This is a genomic window from Streptomyces sp. PSU-S4-23, assembly GCF_055632315.1.
In genome coordinates, this window is record NZ_JBVMUU010000002.1 from 7,341,487 (window position 1) to 7,362,106 (window position 20,620).

16 protein-coding genes are annotated in these 20,620 nt (G+C 72.9%); 7 read left to right on the forward strand and 9 right to left on the reverse strand.

Features of this window, described 5'->3' with window-relative positions; all coding sequences use genetic code 11:
* Positions 1-7 precede the first annotated feature (7 nt).
* From ccrA to ACZ79I_RS33235, 3 genes are all read right to left on the reverse strand, one after another.
* On the reverse strand, positions 8-1,345 hold the full coding sequence (ccrA, locus tag ACZ79I_RS33225) for a crotonyl-CoA carboxylase/reductase (RefSeq protein WP_471502418.1): 1,338 nt from the start codon (positions 1,343-1,345) through the stop codon (positions 8-10).
* A 416-nt stretch (positions 1,346-1,761) separates the two neighbouring features.
* Positions 1,762-2,574, reverse strand: coding sequence for a TetR family transcriptional regulator (locus ACZ79I_RS33230; protein WP_471502420.1), 813 nt, complete (start codon positions 2,572-2,574; stop codon positions 1,762-1,764).
* 136 nt (positions 2,575-2,710) lie between these two features.
* On the reverse strand, positions 2,711-4,516 hold the full coding sequence (locus ACZ79I_RS33235) for a 3-hydroxyacyl-CoA dehydrogenase family protein (RefSeq protein ID WP_471502422.1): 1,806 nt from the start codon (positions 4,514-4,516) through the stop codon (positions 2,711-2,713).
* Positions 4,517-4,905: 389 nt separating this feature from the next.
* On the opposite strand from ACZ79I_RS33235, the gene ACZ79I_RS33240 reads away from it, so the two are divergent.
* Complete coding sequence (locus ACZ79I_RS33240; RefSeq protein ID WP_471502424.1) at positions 4,906-5,481, forward strand: adenylosuccinate lyase; 576 nt, start codon at positions 4,906-4,908, stop codon at positions 5,479-5,481.
* A gap of 43 nt (positions 5,482-5,524) precedes the next feature.
* Here the strand turns inward: ACZ79I_RS33240 and ACZ79I_RS33245 are convergent, their stop codons facing one another.
* From ACZ79I_RS33245 to ACZ79I_RS33255, 3 genes are all read right to left on the reverse strand, one after another.
* Complete coding sequence (locus ACZ79I_RS33245) at positions 5,525-5,923, reverse strand: RidA family protein (RefSeq protein ID WP_471502426.1); 399 nt, start codon at positions 5,921-5,923, stop codon at positions 5,525-5,527.
* A gap of 46 nt (positions 5,924-5,969) precedes the next feature.
* On the reverse strand, positions 5,970-7,574 hold the full coding sequence (locus ACZ79I_RS33250; protein ID WP_471502428.1) for an alpha/beta hydrolase: 1,605 nt from the start codon (positions 7,572-7,574) through the stop codon (positions 5,970-5,972).
* 171 nt (positions 7,575-7,745) lie between these two features.
* Complete coding sequence (locus ACZ79I_RS33255) at positions 7,746-8,873, reverse strand: Rv2578c family radical SAM protein (protein ID WP_471502430.1); 1,128 nt, start codon at positions 8,871-8,873, stop codon at positions 7,746-7,748.
* Positions 8,874-9,029: 156 nt separating this feature from the next.
* Between ACZ79I_RS33255 and ACZ79I_RS33260 the strand changes: the two genes are divergently transcribed.
* Entirely contained in the window at positions 9,030-9,980 is a 951-nt protein-coding gene (locus ACZ79I_RS33260) for an alpha/beta hydrolase (RefSeq protein ID WP_471502432.1), read from the forward strand.
* A 34-nt stretch (positions 9,981-10,014) separates the two neighbouring features.
* Here ACZ79I_RS33260 and ACZ79I_RS33265 read toward each other — a convergent pair whose 3' ends face one another.
* Positions 10,015-10,461 carry a cupin domain-containing protein gene (locus tag ACZ79I_RS33265; RefSeq protein ID WP_471505356.1) on the reverse strand — a complete coding sequence of 149 codons (447 nt, stop codon included), beginning with the start codon at positions 10,459-10,461 and terminating at the stop codon, positions 10,015-10,017.
* A gap of 135 nt (positions 10,462-10,596) precedes the next feature.
* Here ACZ79I_RS33265 and fdxA point away from each other — a divergent pair, with 135 nt between their 5' ends.
* From fdxA to ACZ79I_RS33290, 5 genes are all read left to right on the forward strand, one after another.
* Positions 10,597-10,920: a ferredoxin gene (gene fdxA, locus ACZ79I_RS33270; protein ID WP_471502434.1), complete on the forward strand. Its 324-nt coding sequence runs from the start codon at positions 10,597-10,599 to the stop codon at positions 10,918-10,920.
* A gap of 298 nt (positions 10,921-11,218) precedes the next feature.
* Positions 11,219-12,574, forward strand: coding sequence for a PP2C family protein-serine/threonine phosphatase (locus ACZ79I_RS33275; protein ID WP_471502436.1), 1,356 nt, complete (start codon positions 11,219-11,221; stop codon positions 12,572-12,574).
* Between the two features lie 124 nt (positions 12,575-12,698).
* A complete protein-coding gene (locus ACZ79I_RS33280) occupies positions 12,699-13,142 on the forward strand; it encodes an SRPBCC family protein (RefSeq protein ID WP_471502438.1) in 444 nt (147 codons plus the stop codon).
* A gap of 280 nt (positions 13,143-13,422) precedes the next feature.
* Complete coding sequence (locus ACZ79I_RS33285) at positions 13,423-15,819, forward strand: MFS transporter (protein WP_471502440.1); 2,397 nt, start codon at positions 13,423-13,425, stop codon at positions 15,817-15,819.
* A 131-nt stretch (positions 15,820-15,950) separates the two neighbouring features.
* Positions 15,951-17,105 (forward strand): Gfo/Idh/MocA family protein, encoded by a 1,155-nt coding sequence (locus ACZ79I_RS33290; RefSeq protein ID WP_471502442.1) that lies wholly within the window; start codon positions 15,951-15,953, stop codon positions 17,103-17,105.
* 184 nt (positions 17,106-17,289) lie between these two features.
* Here the strand turns inward: ACZ79I_RS33290 and iolD are convergent, their stop codons facing one another.
* Entirely contained in the window at positions 17,290-19,164 is a 1,875-nt protein-coding gene (gene iolD / locus ACZ79I_RS33295; protein ID WP_471502444.1) for a 3D-(3,5/4)-trihydroxycyclohexane-1,2-dione acylhydrolase (decyclizing), read from the reverse strand.
* A gap of 549 nt (positions 19,165-19,713) precedes the next feature.
* Positions 19,714-20,592: a Cgl0159 family (beta/alpha)8-fold protein gene (locus ACZ79I_RS33300; protein ID WP_471502446.1), complete on the reverse strand. Its 879-nt coding sequence runs from the start codon at positions 20,590-20,592 to the stop codon at positions 19,714-19,716.
* Positions 20,593-20,620 lie beyond the last annotated feature (28 nt).

Here is a 20,620-nt window from a genome sequence, read left to right on the forward strand (position 1 = left end):
TGCGACCTCAGATGTTCCGGAAGCGGTTGATGGCGTCGATGTGCTTCGCGCGCATCTCCTCGTCGCGCACGCCCAGGCCCTCCTGGGGTGCGAGGCACAGCACGCCGACCTTGCCCTGGTGGAGGTTGCGGTGCACGTCGTAGGCGGCCTGGCCGGTCTCCTCCAGCGAGTAGACCTTGGACAGCGTCGGGTGGATCTTGCCCTTGGAGACGAGCCGGTTGGCCTCCCACGCCTCGCGGTAGTTGGCGAAGTGGGAGCCGACGATCCGCTTCAGGGACATCCACAGGTAGCGGTTGTCGTACTGGTGCTGGTAGCCCGAGGTGGAGGCGCAGGTCACGATCGTGCCGCCCTTCCTCGTGACGTACACCGAGGCGCCGAAGGTCTCACGGCCGGGGTGCTCGAAGACGATGTCCACGTCCTCGCCGCCCGTCAGCTCGCGGATGCGCTTGCCGAACCGCTTCCACTCCCTGGGGTCCTGGGTGTGCTCGTCCTTCCAGAACCGGTAGTCCTCGGCGTTGCGGTCGATGATCAGCTCGGCGCCCATCTTCCGGCAGATCTCGGCCTTCTGCTCGCTGGAGACGACACAGATCGGGGTGGCGCCGCCCGCGAGCGCGAACTGCGTGGCGTACGACCCGAGGCCGCCGCTCGCGCCCCAGATCAGCACGTTGTCGCCCTGCTTCATCTGGGCGCCGTTGCGGGAGACGAGCTGCCGGTAGGCGGTCGAGTTGACCAGGCCGGGGGCGGCGGCCTCCTCCCAGCTCAGGTGGCCCGGCTTGGGCATCAGCTGGTTGGACTTGACGAGCGCGATCTCGGCGAGGCCGCCGAAGTTGGTCTCGAAGCCCCAGATGCGCTGCTCGGGGTCGAGCATGGTGTCGTTGTGGCCGTCGGAGGACTCCAGCTCCACCGACAGGCAGTGCGCGACGACCTCGTCGCCCGGCTTCCAGGCGTTGACGCCCGGGCCGGTGCGCAGGACCACGCCCGCGAGGTCGGAGCCGATGATGTGGTACGGCAGGTCGTGGCGCTTGGTCAGCTCGGAGAGCTTTCCGTAGCGCTCCAGGAAGCCGAAGGTCGGCAGCGGTTCGAAGATCGACGTCCACACCGAGTTGTAGTTGACCGAGGAGGCCATGACGGCGACGAGGGCCTCGCCCGGTCCCAGCTCGGGCAGCGGGACGTCGTCGAGGTGCAGGGACTTGCGGGGGTCCTTGTCACGGGTGCTGAGCCCCGCGAACATCTCCGTCTCGTCCTTGTGCACGGTGACCGCGCGGTACGAGTCGGGGAGCGGCAGGGCGGCGAAGTCGGCGGACGTGGCCGTCCCCGACTGGATCGCGTCCAGGATGTCCTTCACGGTGGTGCCTCCGGCGAATGGCGTCTTGAGGGGAGACGCTGAGGGTTACGTCGGTGCTGCTGCTGGTGTGAGGGGTGCCGTCGGTTCGGCGGGGTGGTGCTGTGGCAGCGCTTTGTGGCGCGGAAGTTGCCTGTGACGCAGGCGTCCGGGCGCGCTCGCCGTGGCTTGCGGGGACAGCCGGCGTACGAGAGGTCTCTGCACGCCGGCCGCCCGGACCTCTTCACCGTATGGCACGGCGTGTCACTCGGCAAGGCACTGCGTGCCAGATGTTGCTCTCAGATGAAATCTTTACGTAACAGATGAGCGATGATCGATCAGACCCGCCGTCCGGGCCCATGGCAACGGGCCGGCGGCGGCACCAGGTGCCGCCGCCGGCCCGCTGTGGTGGCCGTGGCCACCCTGCCTCGCCCGACGGACTACGAGCGCTCCTTGAGCGCCTGCTCGATGACGCGCATCACCTCGTCGAGGGGAACGTCGGTCCTGGCCACCGTCACCAGCACCTCCCCCTGCGTGGTCGCGGAGGCCGGTGGCGTACGGGGGGCGGCCTCACGCCCGGCCCCGATGCCGTTGCCGAACGTCTTGCGGACGATCGCGAAGGCGTGGTCGAGCTGGGCCTCCACGTCACCCTGGCCGCCGGCCCGCAGCCAGCGCCGCAGGACGTGGTTGTGCGCGGTGACGACCGCCGACGCGGCGACCTCCGCGAGCAGCGGATCGTCGTTGGCGTCGTCGTCGTGCGCGTGCTCGTCGAAGTGACCGAGCAGGTAGCGGGTGAACAGGCGCTCGTAGCGGGCGACCGAGGCGATCTCCGCCTCGCGCAGCGTCGGTACCTCGCGTGTCAGCTTGTAGCGCTGTACGGAGATCTCCGGCCGGGCCGCGTACATCCGCATGACTTCCTTGATGCCGCGGCACACCGTGTCGAGCGGGTGCTCGTGCGCGGGCGCCGCGTCGAGCACCGCCTCGGCCCGGACCAGGGTGTCGTCGTGGTCCGGGAAGATCGCCTCCTCCTTGGAGCGGAAGTGACGGAAGAAGGTGCGCCGGGCCACTCCGGCGGCCGCCGCGATCTCGTCGACGGTGGTCGCCTCGTAGCCCTTGGTGGCGAACAGCTCCATCGCAGCGGCCGCCAGTTCTCGGCGCATCTTGAGCCGCTGGGCCGCGGCACGTGTGCCTGCGGCACTCTCCGGAGCGTCGGGCGTGGCTGGTGTACGGGAGGACTTGGCGGGCTGGGACATGACCCGAACGTACTGCATGTGCGCAGGGTGCTGCGCAGGTCCCGGGTTCCCCCCGCCCTGGGCGGGCGGGGGGTTGCCGGCGGGATCGAGCAGTCCGCCCCAGTCGGCCTCGCCTCGGAACCAGTCGCCGGGCCGGTCAGCGCTTGGCATATTCGCGGAAGCCGCGGCCGGTCTTGCGGCCGAGGCAGCCCGCGGCCACCAGGTGTTCCAGGAGCGGCGCGGGAGCCAGGCCGGGGTCGCGGAACTCGCGGTGCAGGACCTTCTCGATGGCGAGCGAGACATCGAGACCGACCACGTCGAGCAGTTCGAACGGCCCCATCGGGTAGCCGCCGCCCAGCTTCATCGCCGCGTCGATGTCGTCGAGCGACGCGTAGTGCTCCTGCACCATCTTGATCGCGTTGTTGAGGTACGGGAACAGCAGCGCGTTCACGATGAAACCTGCGCGGTCGCCGCAGTCGACCGGGTGCTTCCTGATCGACCCGCACAGTTCGCGGACCGTCGCGTGCACATCGTCCGCGGTCAGCACCGTACGGACCACCTCGACCAGCTTCATGGCCGGCGCCGGGTTGAAGAAGTGCATACCGATCACGTCCTGCGGGCGCGAGGTGGCGCGGGCGCAGGCGACGACCGGCAGCGAGGAGGTGGTGGTGGCGAGGATCGCGCCGGGCTTGCAGACCTTGTCGAAGGTGGCGAACAGCTGCTGCTTGACCTCCAGGTCCTCGGCGACCGCCTCCAGCGCCAGGTCGACGTCCGCGAAGTCGTCGTAGGAGCCCGTGGGCCGGATCCGGTCGAGCGTCTGCGCGGCCGCCTCGGCGGTCATCCGCCCCTTGTCCACCGAGCGCGCCAGCGACTTGCCGATCCGGGCCTTCGCGGCCTGGGCCTTCTCCTCGCTGCGGGCGGCGAGGACCACCTCGTAGCCGGCCTTGGCGAAGACCTCGACGATCCCGGACGCCATGGTGCCGGAACCGGCCACGCCGACCGAGCGGACCGTACGGCCGGGGACCAGGGAACCGCCCTCCAGGGGGGTCAGCGCGTCCCGCACGACGACCGGGCTGCCGGGCGCCTCGTACGTGTAGAAGCCGCGCCCCGACTTGCGGCCGGTCAGGCCCGCCTCGCTGAGCTGCTTGAGGATCGGCGCCGGGGCGTGCAGGCGGTCGTGGGAGGCGGCGTACATGGCCTCCAGGACCGTGCGGGCCGTGTCGATGCCGATCAGGTCGAGCAGGGCGAGCGGGCCCATGGGCAGCCCGCAGCCGAGCTTCATCGCGGCGTCGATGTCCTCGCGGGAGGCGTACTTGGCCTCGTACATCGCGGCGGCCTGGTTGAGGTAGCCGAACAGCAGCCCGTCGGCGACGAACCCGGGCCGGTCGCCGACCGCGACGGGCTCCTTGCCGAGGTCGAGGGCGAGGTTGGTGACCGCGCTCACGGCCGCGGGGGCCGTCAGCACGCACGAGACGACCTCGACCAGCTTCATGGCCGGCGCCGGGTTGAAGAAGTGCAGCCCGAGAACGCGCTCGGGGTGCGCCGAGTCGGCGGCGAGCCGGGTGACGGACAGGGCGTTGGTGCCGGTGGCGATGATGGTGTCCGGGCGCACGATGCCGTCGAGGTCCCGGAGGACCTGCTGCTTGATCTCGTACGACTCCGGGACGACCTCGATCACCAGGTCGGCGTCGGCGGCGGCCTGCAGATCGGTGAAGGTGCGGAAGCGGGCGAGGGTGTCGCCGCGCTCCTGCTCGGTCAGGCGCCCGCGGCTCACGGCGCGGGCGGTGGCCGAGTCCAGGGCGGCCACGGCCTGGGTGGCCGCCGCCTCGCTGATGTCGATGCCGACGACCTCACGACCGGCCCGGGCCAGCACTTCGGCGATGCCGGTGCCCATGGTGCCGAGGCCGACCACGGCTATGGTCTTGAGCGGGGACAGAGGGGTGTCGGACAGGGGAGTGGCCATCGCGGGACTCCTGGAATGAGGTGACGACTGAGGAGCGCGGCTGGATGCGCCGACAGGCGCACACAGTGCGGAGGGTGCGGGTGTGACCGGGCTGACGAGCGCACACGCCCGGGTGCCGTGGCCGGACGTGCACACGTCCGGAGCGGCGATCCGACCGGCCCTGTCCCGGAGCCGAGTCGTGCTGAGGTACACGATGTACCGAACCGACCAGCGCTCCCACCGCCGTGAGGCGTGGGAGGTGTTCCCGCGGTGGCTGCGTCACCAGGCCACTGCGAGCCGCGAGTGGGTAACTCGCTCGATTGAGCTTAACCTGTGGGTAACGAGCACGCCACCCCCCGACTTTGTGATCTGGGTCCCTGCGTCCGGGGTGCGCCCCTAGGCTCGGCTCCATGGACGAAGCGTGGCGATCGCTCACGGAGCGTTTACGGGACGAGGCCGCCGGGTCCCCGGTGTACGAGCGACTCGTGGTGGCGGACGGCGCCGACGAGCTGGCCGCTGCGCTGACCGAGCCCGGGCAGCCGCTGTGGGCGCGCGAGCTGGTCGCCTTCCGGCTCGGCGTCGCGGGGGACCGGCGTGCGTTCGAGGCGCTCGTCCTGCTGCTCAACCACCGTGACCCGCAGCGCTGCGCCTCGGCCGCGTACGCCCTGGCCCGGCTCGGCGACCCGCGCACGCCCCGCGCCGCGGCGGCCCTGGCCACCAACGAACTCCGCGTCGCCTACGCCCTCCATCCCGTGCGCCTGCTCGTCGAACTGCGCGCCCCCGAGGCCGTGCCCGCGCTGATCACCACGCTGCGGCGCAGACTGCGGCCGCACGATCCCTACCGAAGGGTCGCGCTCGCCTGTATCGAAGGGCTCGGCGCACTCGGGGACGCACGGGCGGGCCCCGTACTGAACGAGGCCCTCGCGCACCCGGCGCTGGCGGAGGCGGCGGTGCACGCCCTGGCCCGCATCCCCGGACAGCGGTGACCACCCGGCCGGCATCGACCCCGGCGGCCGGGCCCACCGCGTGTCATTCGGGCAGCAACGCGAACGCCTCTATCTCCATCAGGAACTGCGGGCCCACCAGCGCGGCCACCTGGACCGCCGACGAGGCCGGCAGGCGGTCCTCGGGTATGTGCTCCGCCCGGGCCGTGCGGATCGCCGGCATGTATGCCATGTCTGTGACGAAATAGGTCATTTTGATCACGTTGTCGAAGGTGGCCCCGGCGGCGGCCAGGCAGCGGCGCAGGTTCTCGAAGACCTGACGGGCCTGGGCCGCCGGGTCGCCCTCGCCGACGAGCTCGCCGTCCTCGTCCAGGGCCAGCTGGCCCGAGACGGCGGCGAAGCGCCCGGTACCGAGGACGACGTGTGTGTAGGCGGTGGCGGGGGTGACGCCGGCGGGGGCGGGAATCCTGGTCAGCTCGCTCATGGCTCCATGGTGGACCAGGGGTGTGACATCGCCTCGGACCGGCCGTTCAGCCGCGGGAACCCAGCAGCCCGTGCAGCGTCGAACCGCGCGCGGCGGCGGATTCCGCCTCGGTGGTCTGCGGCTTCGGATCGGGCAGCCTGGGGCACGTCGCATCGGTCTCACCGCTGCCGTGCGGCAGCGTGCCGTCGGCGAGGTACGCCGCCAGGTGGCCGTCCAGGCACGCGTTGCCGCTCAGTGTGACGCCGTGGTTGCCGCCGCCCTGTTCGACCACCAGCCGGGAGCCGCGCAGCAGGTGATGGACCGTCACGGCGCCCGAGTACGGTGTGGCGGCGTCGTCGGTCGCCTGGAACAGCAGGGCCGGTGGCAGCGCGTCGTTGGACACGTCCACCGGCCGCTTGAAGGCGGTGGGCCAGAACGCGCACGGCATGTTGTACCAGGCGTTGTTCCATGTCATGAACGGTGCCTTGGCGTACACGTCCCAGGTGTCCCTGCGCCACCGCACCCAGGCGCGTGGCCAGGAGGCGTCGCGGCACTGCACCGCGGTGTACACGCTGTAGCCGTTGTCCCCCGCGGAGTCGACCGCGCCCAGCTTGTCGTACGCCTCGACCAGCGGGGCGGCGTTCCCGTCGTTGGCGTAGGCCGCGAACGCCTTGGCGAGGTGCGGCCAGTAGCCGTTGTAGTAGCCGCCCGGCATGAAGGTGTCCTCCAGCTCGGAGGCGCCCACCTTCCCCTGGGCCGGATCCCGGGCCAGCGCCGCCCGCATCGCGTACCACTCGGCCTCGACCGCGGCCGGATCGGTGCCGAGCCGGTATGTGCCGTCGTGGCGGGACACCCACGCCAGGAACGCCCGGTGGCGGTCGTTGAACGCGTAGTCCTGCCGGATGTTGTCCTCGTACCAGACGCCTGTGGGGTCGACGACGGAGTCCAGCACCAGACGGTGCACCCGCTGCGGGAAGAGCTTCGCGTACACGGCCCCGAGGTAGGTGCCGTACGAGTAGCCGAAGTAGCTGACCTTCTCCGCGCCGAGCGACTGCCGGATCGCGTCCATGTCCCGCACGGCGCTGACCGTGTCGAGGTGCGGCAGCACGCTCGCGTACCGGGTGGCGCACGCGCGGGCGAACGACACGACGCGGGAGAGGTTGGCGCTCTCCAGCGCGGGGGTGCCGGGCACGGAGTCGGGCCGTACCGGGGCGAAGTAGCCGGGCTCGCAGTCCAGGGCGGGCGTGCTGCGGCCCACGCCGCGCGGGTCGAAGCCGATGACGTCGTACTGCGCCGCGACCGCCGCGGGCAGTGCGGAGGCGACGAATCCGGCGAGTTGCAGACCGCTGCCGCCGGGCCCGCCGGGATTGACCAGCAGCGGCCCCTGAGAGGTCTCCGCGGTGTGCGGGACACGTGAGAGTGCCAGTGTGATCTGCCGTCCGTGCGGGTGCGCGTAGTCGAGCGGCACCGTCAGGGCCGCGCACTGGAGCGCCGGGTAGTCGTCGGTGCCGCACTTCTTCCAGGCGAGCGGCGCTCCTTGTGCAATGTCAGCGGCGTCAGCGCTGTTCGCGGAGTCCGTGGCGCGCGGCGGGCTCGCGTCGGCCGGGACGGCGGTGAGCATTCCGGCCAGCACGACGGCGGTCCCGCACAGCGCTCCTGCGCGTCTTCTCATGGTCGGGGCTCCCAGGGCGGAAGGGATCGGACCCGGGTGCCGGGTCTTCGCCGCATCGTCCCGGAAAGTCCGCCCGGAACAACGTGTTCGGGCCGGAGTTGACCCGATTGGGCCGTGGGAAGCGCTCGGATGCGCGTCGCGTGGCGGCGCTGCGCATGCCGTCAGATGCTGTCAGAGGAGCGAGAGTTGGGTGGGCCCTGCCGCCACCGGCCCGGCCACCGCGGGCCCTGCCGCCACCGGCCCGGCCGCGGCCGCCGCAGGCCCGGCCGCCGCAGGCCCGGCCGCCGCAGGCCCGGGTGCCGTGGGCTCGGGCGCGTGCCGCCGGACCCTGCGCGGCAAGCCCGTGTGCGCGGGGCCGATGCCGTACTCCTGGGCCAGTTGGTGCACCTGGCCGGTGATCCGGCGCTGGTACCACTTCGGGGCGTAGGCGCCCTCCGCGTACAGCCGTTCGTAGCGTCGTACGAGATGGGGGTGGCGGCGCTCCAGCCAGGCCATGAACCACTCGCGGGCGCCCGGGCGCAGATGCAGCACCAGCGGGGTCACCGAAGTCGCCCCGGCCGCGGCGATCGCCCGTACGGTGTCGCGAAGTTGGGCGGGGTGGTCGCTGAGGAACGGGATGACCGGGGCCATCAGGACGCCGCAGCCGATGCCGTGTTCGTCCAGGGTGCCTACGACGTCCAGGCGGCGCTCCGGCGCCGGGGTGCCCGGTTCGACGGTGCGCCACAGCTCCTGGTCGACGAAGCCGACGGAGACGGAGACGGAGACGTCGGTGACCTCGGACGCCTGCTTCAGCAGGTCGAGGTCGCGCAGGACGAGCGTGCCCTTGGTGAGGATCGAGAACGGGTTCGCGTGGTCGCGCAGGGCCGTGATGATGCCCGGCATCAGCCGGTAGCGGCCCTCGGCCCGCTGGTAGCAGTCGACGTTGGTGCCCATGGCGATGTGCTCGCCGTGCCAGGTGCGCGAGGCGAGGTGGCGGCGCAGCAGCTCCGGGGCGTTGACCTTCACCACGATCTGGCTGTCGAAGCCCAGCCCCGTGTCGAGGTCCAGGTAGCTGTGCGTCTTGCGGGCGAAGCAGTACACGCACGCGTGCGTGCAGCCCCGGTAGGGGTTGACCGTCCACTCGAACGGCATGCGGGAGGCGCCCGGCACCCGGTTCACGATCGAGCGGGCCCGCACCTCGTGGAAGGTGATCCCCCGGAACTCCGGGGTGTCGAAGGTGCGGGTGGTCACCGCGTCCGCGTCGAACAGTGCGGCGTTGCGGACCGTGGCGGTGTTCTCGGTCAGATGGTCCCAGCGCATGGGCGCCTCCTCGGTAGCACTGGCCCACAGAATAGAACACGTGTTCCTTTGATCGCGACAGGGAATTCGATCGATCGTTCGAGCGTCGGGGTGTCCCGGCCGCCCTCGTCGGCGCGTCCCGCACCCGGGTGCCGCGGACTATGACATGACGGACGCATGCAGAAGCCGAAACCGCCGCAGACCCTGTCCGCCGGTGTGCGCCGCCTCACGCTGGAGGCCGCGGGCGTCACGCTGTCCTGTCTGCTCGCCGAGCCGCCCGACGCGGAACCGCGCGCCACCGTGCTGGCCGTGCACGGCGGCGGTATGACGGCGGGTTACTTCGACGGGCAGGCCCACCCCGATCTGTCCCTGCTCACGCTCGGCGCACGCCTCGGCTTCACGGTGCTCGCGGTGGACCGGCCCGGTTATGGTCTGTCCGCCCGGCAACTCCCCGACGGACAGACCCTCGCCGAACAGGCCGTGGTGCTTCAGGCGGCCATGGAGCGGTTCGCCGCGCGGCATGCCACCGGTGCCGGCTATGTCCTGCTGGCGCACTCCTACGGCGGCAAAGTCGCCCTGATGGCCGCCGCACGCGGTGCCGGGCCGCTCGCGGTGGACGTGTCGGGCTGCGGTCACCGCTACGACGCCGGGCCGGACGATCTGCGCCGGATCCGCGGCGGTGCGCACTGGGGGCGCAACTGGGGACCGCTGCGGCTGTATCCGCCGGAGACGTTCCGCGAGATCGGTGCCGTGGTGGCCCCCATGCCGGCCCGCGAGGCGAGCGAGATCCCCCACTGGACGGGGATCTTCGAGGAACTGGCGCCCCGCGTCCCCGCCCCCGTGCGGCTGACCTTCGCCGAGCACGAGGCGTGGTGGCTGCACGGGGAGCGGGACATCGCCGAGATCACCTCACTGCTCGCCTCGGCCCCCGTCGTCCGTGTCGAGCGGCAGCCGGGCGCGGGCCACAACATCAGCCTGGGGTGGGCGGCCCGCGCGTACCACCTGCGCGCCCTCGCCTTCTTCGAGGAGTGCCTCACCGGCCCGCGGTCACCGGCCGGTGACCGGACGGCTCACCGCCCCGATGCCGGGCCGGCGTCCGGGGAGGGCGTCCTCGCCCCGCCGGGCTGAGCTCCCGAGGGCTCAGCCGGTCTCCGGCTGCGGTTCAGTCGGTCCCCGACTGCGGGGGCCGCACGGCGGAACGGTCCAGGCGGCGGATCTGCATGCCGGGGCGGCGACGGTGGACGGTCAGGTAGGACAGGCCGCCCTCGCCCGCGCCCAGGCTGCGGGAGGAGCCGCGGGGCAGCCAGAACAGGGCCCCCTCCGCGAGGCGCTGCTGTCCTTGAGCGGTGTCGAGGACGCCGTCGCCGGCCACGACCAGCAGAAGGACGTCCAGGTCCGGCTCGGCGTGGGTGCCCACGCGCTGCCCGGGTGGCAGATGGATGAGGTTCGCGTCGAGCTGGCGTCCGTCCTCGGCCAGCTTCCACAGGGCTCCGGCCGGGTTGCCGGCCGGCTCGGTCAGGGCCCGGACGTCGCACAGGGGCAGCGGGGCCGGGGCGGCGGGACCGCTGCCCTCGGGCGGTTCGCCCGGGCCGGTCCCGGTGGCCCGCATGGGGGTCTCGGACGCTGTCACGGCTCTTTCCCTTCCCGTCTTCCCGCACCGGCGACCCCTATTATTACATGTAGTATTCGTAAAAAACCCCGCCCTGGGAGCACCCGCCCGACGGGCCGAGGGGAGGAGCGGACCGTGACGTATGTGATCGCGCAGCCATGTGTCGACGTGAAGGACCGGGCGTGCGTCGAGGAATGCCCTGTGGACTGCATCTACGAGGGGCAGCGGTCCTTGTACATCCATCCGGACGAATGCGTCGACTGCGGCGCGTGCGAGCCGGTCTGCCCCGTGGAGGCCATCTTCTACGAGGACGACGTGCCGGACGAGTGGACGGACTACACCCGGGCGAACGCGGAGTTCTTCGACGACCTCGGATCGCCCGGCGGCGCGGCCAAGCTGGGCGTGATCGAGCGCGACCACCCCCTGATCGCCGCGCTGCCGCCGCAGGGCGAGGGCTGATCGTCGGGGCGGCCCCGTCTCCGTCCCGGACCGCTTCGCGGACGGACGCCCCCTCGTCGCACCTCGCCGCATCCGGGTGCGATGAGGGGGCGCGTCGACGCGGTTGCGCGCCCACCGCCCACCGCCCACCACCTGCCGCTTGCCGCCGCGGAGCCCGGAACCCGGGCGGATCCGCCGCGCCCCCGGCCGCGGCGGCGTGCCGTGTGATCGCGCGCCTCCCGCCCGTCGTCGGCGTAGGGTGGCCGTGACGGAGGGGCGTGCGGCGGCATAGGCTCCCGATGTCCCGGGAGGTGCCCACATGCCGGATGATCCGCGGCGGCCGGAGGACGTGGCCGGGCGGGTGGTCGCCGCACTCAAGGAGGCCGAACGGCTGCCCGACGGCGCGTCACTGGAGGAACTGAGCGCCCAGGTACGGCAGTTGGCCCTTGGACAGCACCGTATGCGACGGCTGCTGGACGCGGTGGTGGCGATCAGCGCCGACATGGACAGCCGGGCCGTGCTGGAGCGCATCGTGGACGCGGCCACCGACCTCGTCGCCGCGCGCTACGGCGCCCTGGGCGTCCTCGGGGAGAACGGGGTGTTCGTCGACCTGCTCACCGTGGGCGTGGACGACGGCGAGCGGCTGAAGGCCGAATTGGGCCTCCCCCAGAGCCACGGCCTGCTGGGCAGCCTGATCACCCGGCGCAGGCCCCTGCGGGTCGACGACGTCACCGCCGACCCCCGCTCGGTCGGCTTCCCGGCCGGCCACCCGGTCATGCGGACGCTCCTGGGCGTTCCGCTGATGGTCCGCGGCACCGTGTACGGCAATCTCTACCTGGCGGACAAACACGACGGGACACCGTTCACCGACGACGACGAGGCCCTGCTGACCGCGCTGGCCAGCGCCGCGAGCGTCAGCATCGAGAACGCCCGTCTGTACGAGCGCGTCAAGCGTGCCGCCGAGCACTTCCAGCGCCGCATGCTGCCCGTCCTGCCCGACCTGCGGCCCATCGAGGTGGCGAGCCACTACCAGCCGGCCTCCGAACTGCCCCGGCTCGGCGGGGACTGGTACGACGCCCTGGTGCTGCCGGACGGTGCCGTCTGCGTGGTGATCGGGGACGTCACCGGTCACGACGTCGAGGTCGCGCCCGTCATGGGCCAGATCCGCAACATGCTGCGGGCTCTGGCCTACGACCGGGGCGGGCCGTCCGGTCTGATCGTCTCGAAACTCGACCGCGCCCTCACGATGTTCGACGAACCCCCCACGGCCACCTTGGTACTGGGCCGCATCGAGCACCGGGAGGGGGAGTACACCTTCCGCTGGAGCAACGCCGGGCACCCCCCGCCGCTGCTGATCGGCGCCGAGGGCACCGGCACCTACCTCGCCCCCACCCCCCACGGGATCCCCGTGGGGGTCGACCCCTCCGTGCCCAGGTCCGACCACGAGCACCCGCTCCCGCCGGGCAGCACCCTGCTGCTGTTCACCGACGGGCTGGTGGAGCGCCGCGGACAGGACATCGACGCGGGCCTGACCGCCCTGGCCGACGAGGCCGCCCGTCTCTCCACGGCACCCCCGAGCCGGCTGTGCGCGGAACTGGTCGCGGGGCACGGTCAGGTGTTCGACGACGATGTGGCCGTACTCGCCCTGCGCATCCCGGCCGGTCAGCAGGGGTGAGGGGCCGCGGCGCACGCCGTCGTGCGCGCCGTGGACCCCCGATGTGCCGGTCCCTCCATGACCGCGGTCCCGGGTGTGATGGGATGGCGCACACCCCATCACACGCACAAGGAAGAGGGAGGCCATGGCGCAGGTCGAGGCCACGACGGAGCGGGTCATCGCGGCGGAGGCGGACGACGTGTTCGACGCTCTCGCGGATTACAGCGGCACCCGCGGGAAGCTGCTGTCCGAGCGCTTCAGCGAGTACGAGGTGCGTGAGGGCGGCGACGGCGAGGGCACCGTCGTGCACTGGAAGCTCCAGGCCACCAGTAAGCGCGTGCGTGACTGCCTCATGGAGGTCAGCGAGCCGGCCGAGGGCGACCTCGTCGAGAAGGACCGCAACTCCTCCATGGTCACCACCTGGCGGGTCACCCCGGCCGGCGAGGGCAGTTGCCGCGTCGTCGTCACCACCGTCTGGAACGGCGCGGGCGGCATCGGCGGCTTCTTCGAGCGGACGTTCGCCCCCAAGGGCCTCGCCCGGATCTACGACGAGGTCCTCGCGAAGCTGGCCGCCGAGATGGAGAGGTAACCCCCGGGAGCACGGACCTGAGGCACTGTCACGGCTCCTCCCGCGCTCCGGGGGCGCGGAGCCCCTGCTCCGAGCCCCGGAGCGCACCTCGTCAGTCGTCCGGCTGATTCTCACGCTCACCGTTTCGAGTGGTTTTCCGTACGGCGCGGTTGTACGCCGTAGGGCTCCGACCGGCGCATACCTCCGCGTGGACCGGCCGCCGAGCGACTCGTCGCGCTTGCTCCCGGTTGTCGCGCAATGCGAGAAATGGGCGGCGCAGGCGCGACGAGGGGAGCGGTACGTGGGCGGGACGACTGTGGTGGACGTGGACAGCGAGCGGGTCGTGCCGCCCGTGGTCCCGGACACGCCCCAGCGGCCGGCCGGTACCGAGGAGCAGCCGGCGCTGACCCCCCGCCGGGTGCGTCTGGTCTTCGTGGGCCTCATGCTCGCGCTGCTGCTCGCCGCCCTCGAGCAGATGATCGTCGCGACCGCGCTCCCGAAGATCGTCGGTGAGCTCCACGGCCTGGACCGGATGTCCTGGGCGATCACCGCGTATCTGCTGACCTCCACCGTGGGACTGCCGGTCTACGGCAAGTGCGGTGACCTCTTCGGCCGCAAGGGCGTCTTCCAGTTCGCCATCGCCGTGTTCGTCATCGGCTCGGCGCTCGCCGGACGGGCGCAGACCATGGACCAGTTGATCGCCTTCCGGGCGGTCCAGGGCGTCGGCGCCGGCGGTCTCCTGATCGGCGTGCAGGCGATCATCGCGGACGTCGTGCCGCCCCGCGAACGCGGCCGGTACATGGGTGTGATCGGCGCCGTCTTCGGCCTCGCCTCCGTCGCCGGGCCGCTGCTCGGCGGCTACTTCACCGACCACCTCTCCTGGCGCTGGTGCTTCTACGTCAACGTGCCCTTCGGCCTGCTCACCCTGGCCGTCGTCGCCGTCGTGCTGAAACTGCCGAAGCCTTCCACGAAGGCCCGCCTCGACGTACTCGGCACCCTGCTGCTGGCCGCCGCGTCGGCCTGTCTGGTCCTGCTGACCAGCTGGGGCGGCTCCGAGTACGCCTGGGGCTCGCGCGTCATCCTGGGGCTGGGCGCCGGCGCGGCCCTCGCGAGTGCCCTCTTCCTCGTCGTCGAGCGGTTCGCGCCCGAACCCCTCATCCCCCTGCGCCTGTTCCGGGATCCGGTCTTCACCGTCACCGCCCTGGTGGGCCTGGTCATCGGTGTCGCACTGTTCGGCGCCGCCAGCTATCTCCCCACCTTCCTGCAGATGGTCGACGGGGCCAGCGCCACCGGGTCCGGGCTGCTGATGCTGCCGATGATGGCCGGGATCGTCGGGGCCTCGGTCGTCTCCGGGCAACTGGTCAGCCGCACCGGCCGCTACAAGGTGTTCCCGGTCCTCGGCAGCGCCCTGGCCGCCGTCGGGATGTGGCTGCTGTCCCGGCTCGGCATGGACACACCGCGGTTGCAGTACAGCGTGTGGATGGCCGTCCTCGGCGTCGGCATCGGTCTGGCGATGCCCGTCCTCATCCTCGCCGTGCAGAACTCCGTGCGCCCCGCCGACCTGGGCACCGCGACCAGCGCCAACACCTACTTCCGGCAGATCGGCGGCAGCGTGGGCGCCGCCGTCTTCGGCACCCTGTTCGCGGGCCGGCTCTCCGACGCGCTGGAGCGGCGGCTCCCCCGGCGAGCGGGTGCCGCCCTGCCCGACCCCGAGTCCATCACCCCGCAGCTCGTCCACACGCTGCCCCCGCCGCTGCGCGGCGCGTACATCGAGGCGTACGCCGACGCCATGCCGCGCATCTTCCTCTGGCTCGTGCCGGTGCTCGTCGCCGGCCTGCTCATCGCCTTCTTCCTCAAGGAGAAACCGCTGGTGTCCCACAACGCCCCCGTCGAGTCCCCGCTCACGGCCCAGATTCCGCAGGCGCGTTCGCCGTACCCCGCGGGGGTGCCCGTGTGCGGCACGGTCCAGCACCCCGACGGCACCGTCGTGCCCCGCGCCGCGCTCACCCTCATCGACGTCGCGGGGCAGCAGATCGGGCGGGGCGCGAGCGGCGAGGACGGCCGGTACGCCCTGTCCACCCCCGGATCCGGCGCGTACGTCCTGATCGCCGCGGCCGGCGGCCACCAGCCGCAGGCGGTCTCGGTGACCGTCGGGGAGCGCCCGGTGGAGCTGGACGTCGTGCTCGGCGGCGCCGGGCGGCTCGCGGGGAGCGTGCTGACGGCGGACGGCACGCCGGTGCGCGACGCCACCGTCACGCTCACCAACGTGCACGGAGAGGTGGTCGCCAGCACGCGCAGCGGGCGCGAGGGAGGCTACGTCATCACCGAACTCGTGGCCGGGGAGTACACCCTGGCCGCCAGCGCGCCCGCCTTCCGCCCGGCCGCCCTGCCCGTGACCGTGCAGGCCGCCCGCGAGACCCGGCAGGACGTCGAACTCGCGGGCGGCGCCGTGCTGCGCGGCATCGTGCGCGCCGGGGGCGGCCGGCCCGTCGAGGACGCGCGCGTGACGCTGCTGGACGCCGCGGGAAACGTCGTCGACACGCTCACCACGGGTTCCGACGGAACGTTCCGGTTCGTCGACCTGTCCTCCGGCGAGTACACCGTCATCGCGGCGGGATACCCCCCGGTTGCCACGGTGTTGCAGGTGGCGGGCGGCGGACGGACGGAACGGGACCTGCAACTCGGCCATGAGGACTGACCGGCGCGCGGCGGTCCCGGCGCCCGAGCTCCCGGGCCGCCGGCAGGGTGCCGACGCACGCGATGTCATGCGCGACCTCCGTGTGGGCAAGACACACCTGGACCCGCCCGGACAGCGGAGGAGAGTGCGTCATGGTGAGGACGCTCGGCGTCGCCGTCGTGGGATTCGGCTGGATGGGACGGGTGCACACCCAGGCGTACATCCGGCTGCCGCACCACTTTCCCGGGCTGGCCGTCCGCCCGGAGCTGGTGGCCGTCGCCGACGAGGTCCCCGGCCGGGCCGAGGAGGCCGCCGGCCGGTACGGGTTCGCCACGGCGGTCCGGGACTGGCGCGAGATCGCCGCCGACCCGCGCGTCGGGGCGGTAAGCATCGCCGCCCCGAACTTCCTGCACCGCGAGATCGGCGTCGCCATGGCCGAGGCGGGCAAGCACATCTGGATCGAGAAGCCCGTCGGCCTGACCTCCGAGGACGCCCGGGCGGTCGCCGACGCGGTCGCCGCGGCCGGCGTCCGCGGCACGGTGGGCTTCAACTACCGCAACGCGCCGGCCGTCGCCGCCGCCCGCGAGCTGATCGCATCGGGCGGGATCGGCGCGGTCACCCATGCCCGCATCCGTCTCCTCAGCGACTACGCCGCCCACCCCGAGTCCGCCCTGACCTGGCGGTACGAGCGCGAGCGCGGCGGCAGCGGAGTCCTCGGCGACCTCGCCTCCCACGGGGTGGACCTGGCCCGCTTCCTGCTGGGCGAGATCGAGTCGCTGGCCGCCGACACCGCCGTGTTCATCCCCGAGCGGGCGCGACCCGCCGGGGCCACGGCCGGCCACACCCGCGCGACGGGAGGCGAGCCCGGCCCGGTGGAGAACGAGGACTATGTGAACTGCCTGCTGCGCTTCGCCTGCGGCGCCCGAGGCGTCCTGGAGGCATGCCGGGTCTCGGTCGGCGAGCAGAACGCCTACGGCTTCGAGGTGCACGGCACCAGGGGCGCCGTCTTCTGGGACTTCCGCCGCATGGGCGAACTCGGCGTCAGCCGCGGCACCGCCTACCAGGACCAGCCCGTCAGCACCTGGCACGTCGGTCCCGGCCACGGCGAGTACGCCGCCTTCCAGCCCGGCTCGGCAGGCGGCATGAGCTATGACGACCTCAAGGTCATCGAGGCCCACCACTTCCTGCGCTCCGTCGCGGAGGGCACCGCTCACGGAGCCACCCTCGACGACGCCGTGCGCAGCGCCACCGCGCTGGACGCGATGAGCCGCTCCGCCGAGCGGCGCACCTGGGTGGACCTGGCCTGAGTCAGGGCCGCACGAGAAGCCGGGAAGCCGGAGGCCGGGGGCCGGAGGGGGTGCGCGAGGCGCGTGAGACATGCGCTGTGCGGCGTGACGCCGGCGCCCCGCGCGAGGCCGACGCCGTCGCCCACCGTCGCCCACCGGCCCGCCCGGGCCCGGCACACCGTGTCCGATCGCCGCCGGTGCGCGGTCAGAGATGGCGCCGGCGCCCGGAGACGTGCCGGTCGTACTTCTCCCGGGCGGTCCGGGCCGCCTCGCGGGAGGCGACCTCGGCGACGGGCACGTCCCACCAGGCCGCGGCGGGCGGGGCGGTGGGCGCCGGGTCGGTCTCGACATGGACGCAGGTCGGCCGGTCCGAGGCACGCGCCGCGGCGAGGGCGTCGCGCAGTTCCCGTACGGTCTTGGCGCGCATGACGTCCATGCCGAGGCTGGCGGCGTTGGCGGCCAGGTCCACCGGGAGCGGGGCACCGGTGAAGGAGCCGTCGGCGGCCCGGTAGCGGTAGGCGGTGCCGAAGCGCTCGCCGCCGGTCTCCTCGGACAGGCCGCCGATGGAGGCGTAGCCGTGGTTCTGGATGAGGACCAGGTTGACGGGCAGGCGCTCCTGGACCGCGGTGACGATCTCGGTGGGCATCATCAGATAGGTGCCGTCACCGACGAGCGACCACACCACGGCGCCGGGCGCGGCCTGCTGGACGCCGATGCCCGCCGGGATCTCGTAGCCCATGCAGGAGTAGCCGTACTCCAGGTGGTACTGGTGCGGCGAGCGGGCCCGCCACAGCTTGTGCAGGTCACCGGGCAGCGAGCCGGCCGCGTTGATCACCACGTCGTCGTCGCCCACGACCGCGTCCAGGGCGCCGAGGACCTGGGTCTGGGTGGGCGCCGCGTTCTCGTCGTCCGCGTGGAAGGCGGCCTCGACGACCCGCTCCCAGCGCTCCTTGCCCGCGCGGTACTCCGCCTCGTACGCCTCGCCGACGCGGTGGCCCGACAGGCCCTCGGTGAGCGCCTCAAGACCCGCCCGGGCGTCGGCCACCAGGGTGCGGGCGGCGAGCTTGTGGGCGTCGAAGGCGGTGATGTTGAGGTTGAGGAACCGCACGCCGGGGGCCTGGAACAGGGTGCCGGAGGCGGTGGTGAAGTCGCTGTGACGGGTGCCGACGCCGATGACCAGGTCCGCGGTGCGGGCGATCTCGTCGCAGACCGCGGTGCCGGTGTGGCCGATGCCGCCGAGGTCCGCCGGGTGGTCGTGGCGCAGCGAGCCCTTGCCCGCCTGGGTGGCGGCGACCGGGATGCCGGTGGCGTCGGCCAGGGCCCTGAGCGCCTCCTCGGCCGCGCTGTGGTGGACACCGCCGCCCGCCACGATCAGTGGCCGTCCGGCGGCGCGGACCGTGCGCACCGCCTCCGCCAGCTCCACCGGGTCGGGGGACGGCCGGCGCACGTGCCAGACCCGCTCGGCGAAGAACTCCTCCGGCCAGTCGTACGCCTCCGCCTGCACGTCCTGCGGCAGGGCGAGGGTGACCGCGCCGGTCTCGGCCGGGTCGCTGAGGACCCGCATGGCGCTCAGCGCGGACGGGATCAGCATCTCCGGGCGCGTGATCCGGTCGAAGTGGCGGGAGACCGGGCGCAGGGTGTCGTTGACGGAGACATCGGCCTCGACCGGGTGCTCCAGTTGCTGCAGCAGCGGGTCCGCGGGGCGTGTCGCGAAGTAGTCGCCGGGCAGCAGCAGCACCGGCAGGCGGTTGATCGTCGCGAGCGCGGCCCCCGTGACCAGGTTGGTGGCGCCGGGGCCGATGGAGGTGGTGACCGCCTGCGCGGACAGCCGGCCGCGCCGGCGCGCGTACCCGACGGCCGCGTGCACCATGGCCTGCTCGTTGCGGCCCTGGTGGAAGGGCATGGCGTCCTCGCCGGCCTCCAGCAGCGCCTGGCCGATGCCCGCGACGTTGCCGTGGCCGAAGATGCCCCAGGTGCCGGCGATCAGCCGGTGGCGTACGCCGTCGCGCTCCGTGTACTGCACGGACAGGAAACGCACCAGCGCCTGGGCGACGGTCAGGCGGTGAGTGGACTGGCTCATCGGGACCTCACTGGGACGGGGTGGTGGGGGGAGCGGGGGAAGGTGGGTCCGGGGCCGCGCGGGCCGGGCGTCGCGGATCCGCACGGGGGGCGTGCGCAGAGGCCGGGTGGGCCGGGGTGGCGCGCCCGGCCCCCGGGCTCGTGGGGTGTCCCTCGCCGTCGGCGCGGCCTGCGGGGCGGCTCCGGCTCGCGCGCCCCGCCGTGGAGCAGGGCACCGCCGTGGAGCAGCGCCCCGCCGTGGAGCAGCGCCCCGCCGTGGAGCAGCGCCCCGCCGTGGAGCAGCGCACCCCCGAGCGGTGCCCCGGCGCCCGTCGGAACGGGAGCCGCGGAGCGCGACGTGCGGGGCCCGGCAGCGCATGCGTGCCGTCGCTGTGACCGGTCGCCGACGGTGCCGGTGGCGGGCCGGCTCTTCGGCGGCGGTCCGGGCATCCTGGGCGGGAGCGCCCCGCCGGACGAGTCGGGTGCGATGTCCACGGCGTAGGCTCCCGGGGTGGACGTGGCGGCGGGAAGGCGGTGCGTGATGGTCATGGTGCCCTTCCGGGACGCGGTGTCACAGCAGGCCGACCGCGGTGTCCACCGCCGCCTCCACGCCGCCCTCGGCGGGATACAGCAGGGACCGGCCCACGACCATGCCCTGCACGGTGGGCAGGCGCAGCGCCTTGCGCCACCGCTCGTACGTGCCCTCCTGGTCCCTGCCGACCTCGCCGCCGAGGAGCACGGCCGGCAGCGTGGACGCCTCCAGCGCCTCGGCCATCTCGTCGGGGTCCTCGGTGACGGGCAGCTTGAGCCAGGTGTAGGCGGAGGTGCCGCCGAGGCCCGAGGCGATGGCGATCGACCGGGTGACGGCCTCGGCGCTCAGGTCGTTGCGCACCCGGCCCTCGACGCGGCGCGATATGAACGGTTCGACGAACAGCGGCAGCCGGCGCGCGGCCATGTCGTCGACGGCCCGTGCCGTGGCCTCCAGGGTCCGCAGGGAGCCCGGGTCGTCGTAGTCGATGCGCAGCAGCAGTTTCCCGGCGTCGAAGCGGAGCCGTTCGAGGTCCTCGGCGCGGTGGCCGGTGAAGCGGTCGTCCATCTCGAAGGACGCGCCCGCGAGGCCGCCGCGGTTCATGGACCCCATGACAACCTTGTCGTCCAGGACGCCGAGCAGCAGCAGGTCCTCCAGGATGTCGGCGGTGGCCAGCACCCCGTCCACGCCGGGCCGGGACAGCGCTGTGCACAGCCGCTCCAGCAGATCGGCGCGGTTGGCCATGGCCAGGCGGCGGTCGCCGACCCCGAGGGCGCCCCGCGCGGGGTGGTCGGCGGCCACGATCATGAGGCGGCCGCTGTCGCCGATCAGCGGGCGGCGGACCCGGCGGGCGGCGGCCTCGGCGATGGCCTCCGGATGCCGGGCGCGCACCGTGACGAGGTCCGGGATGCTGATGCTCACAACAGGCTCCGTTCAGGGGGTGGCGGCG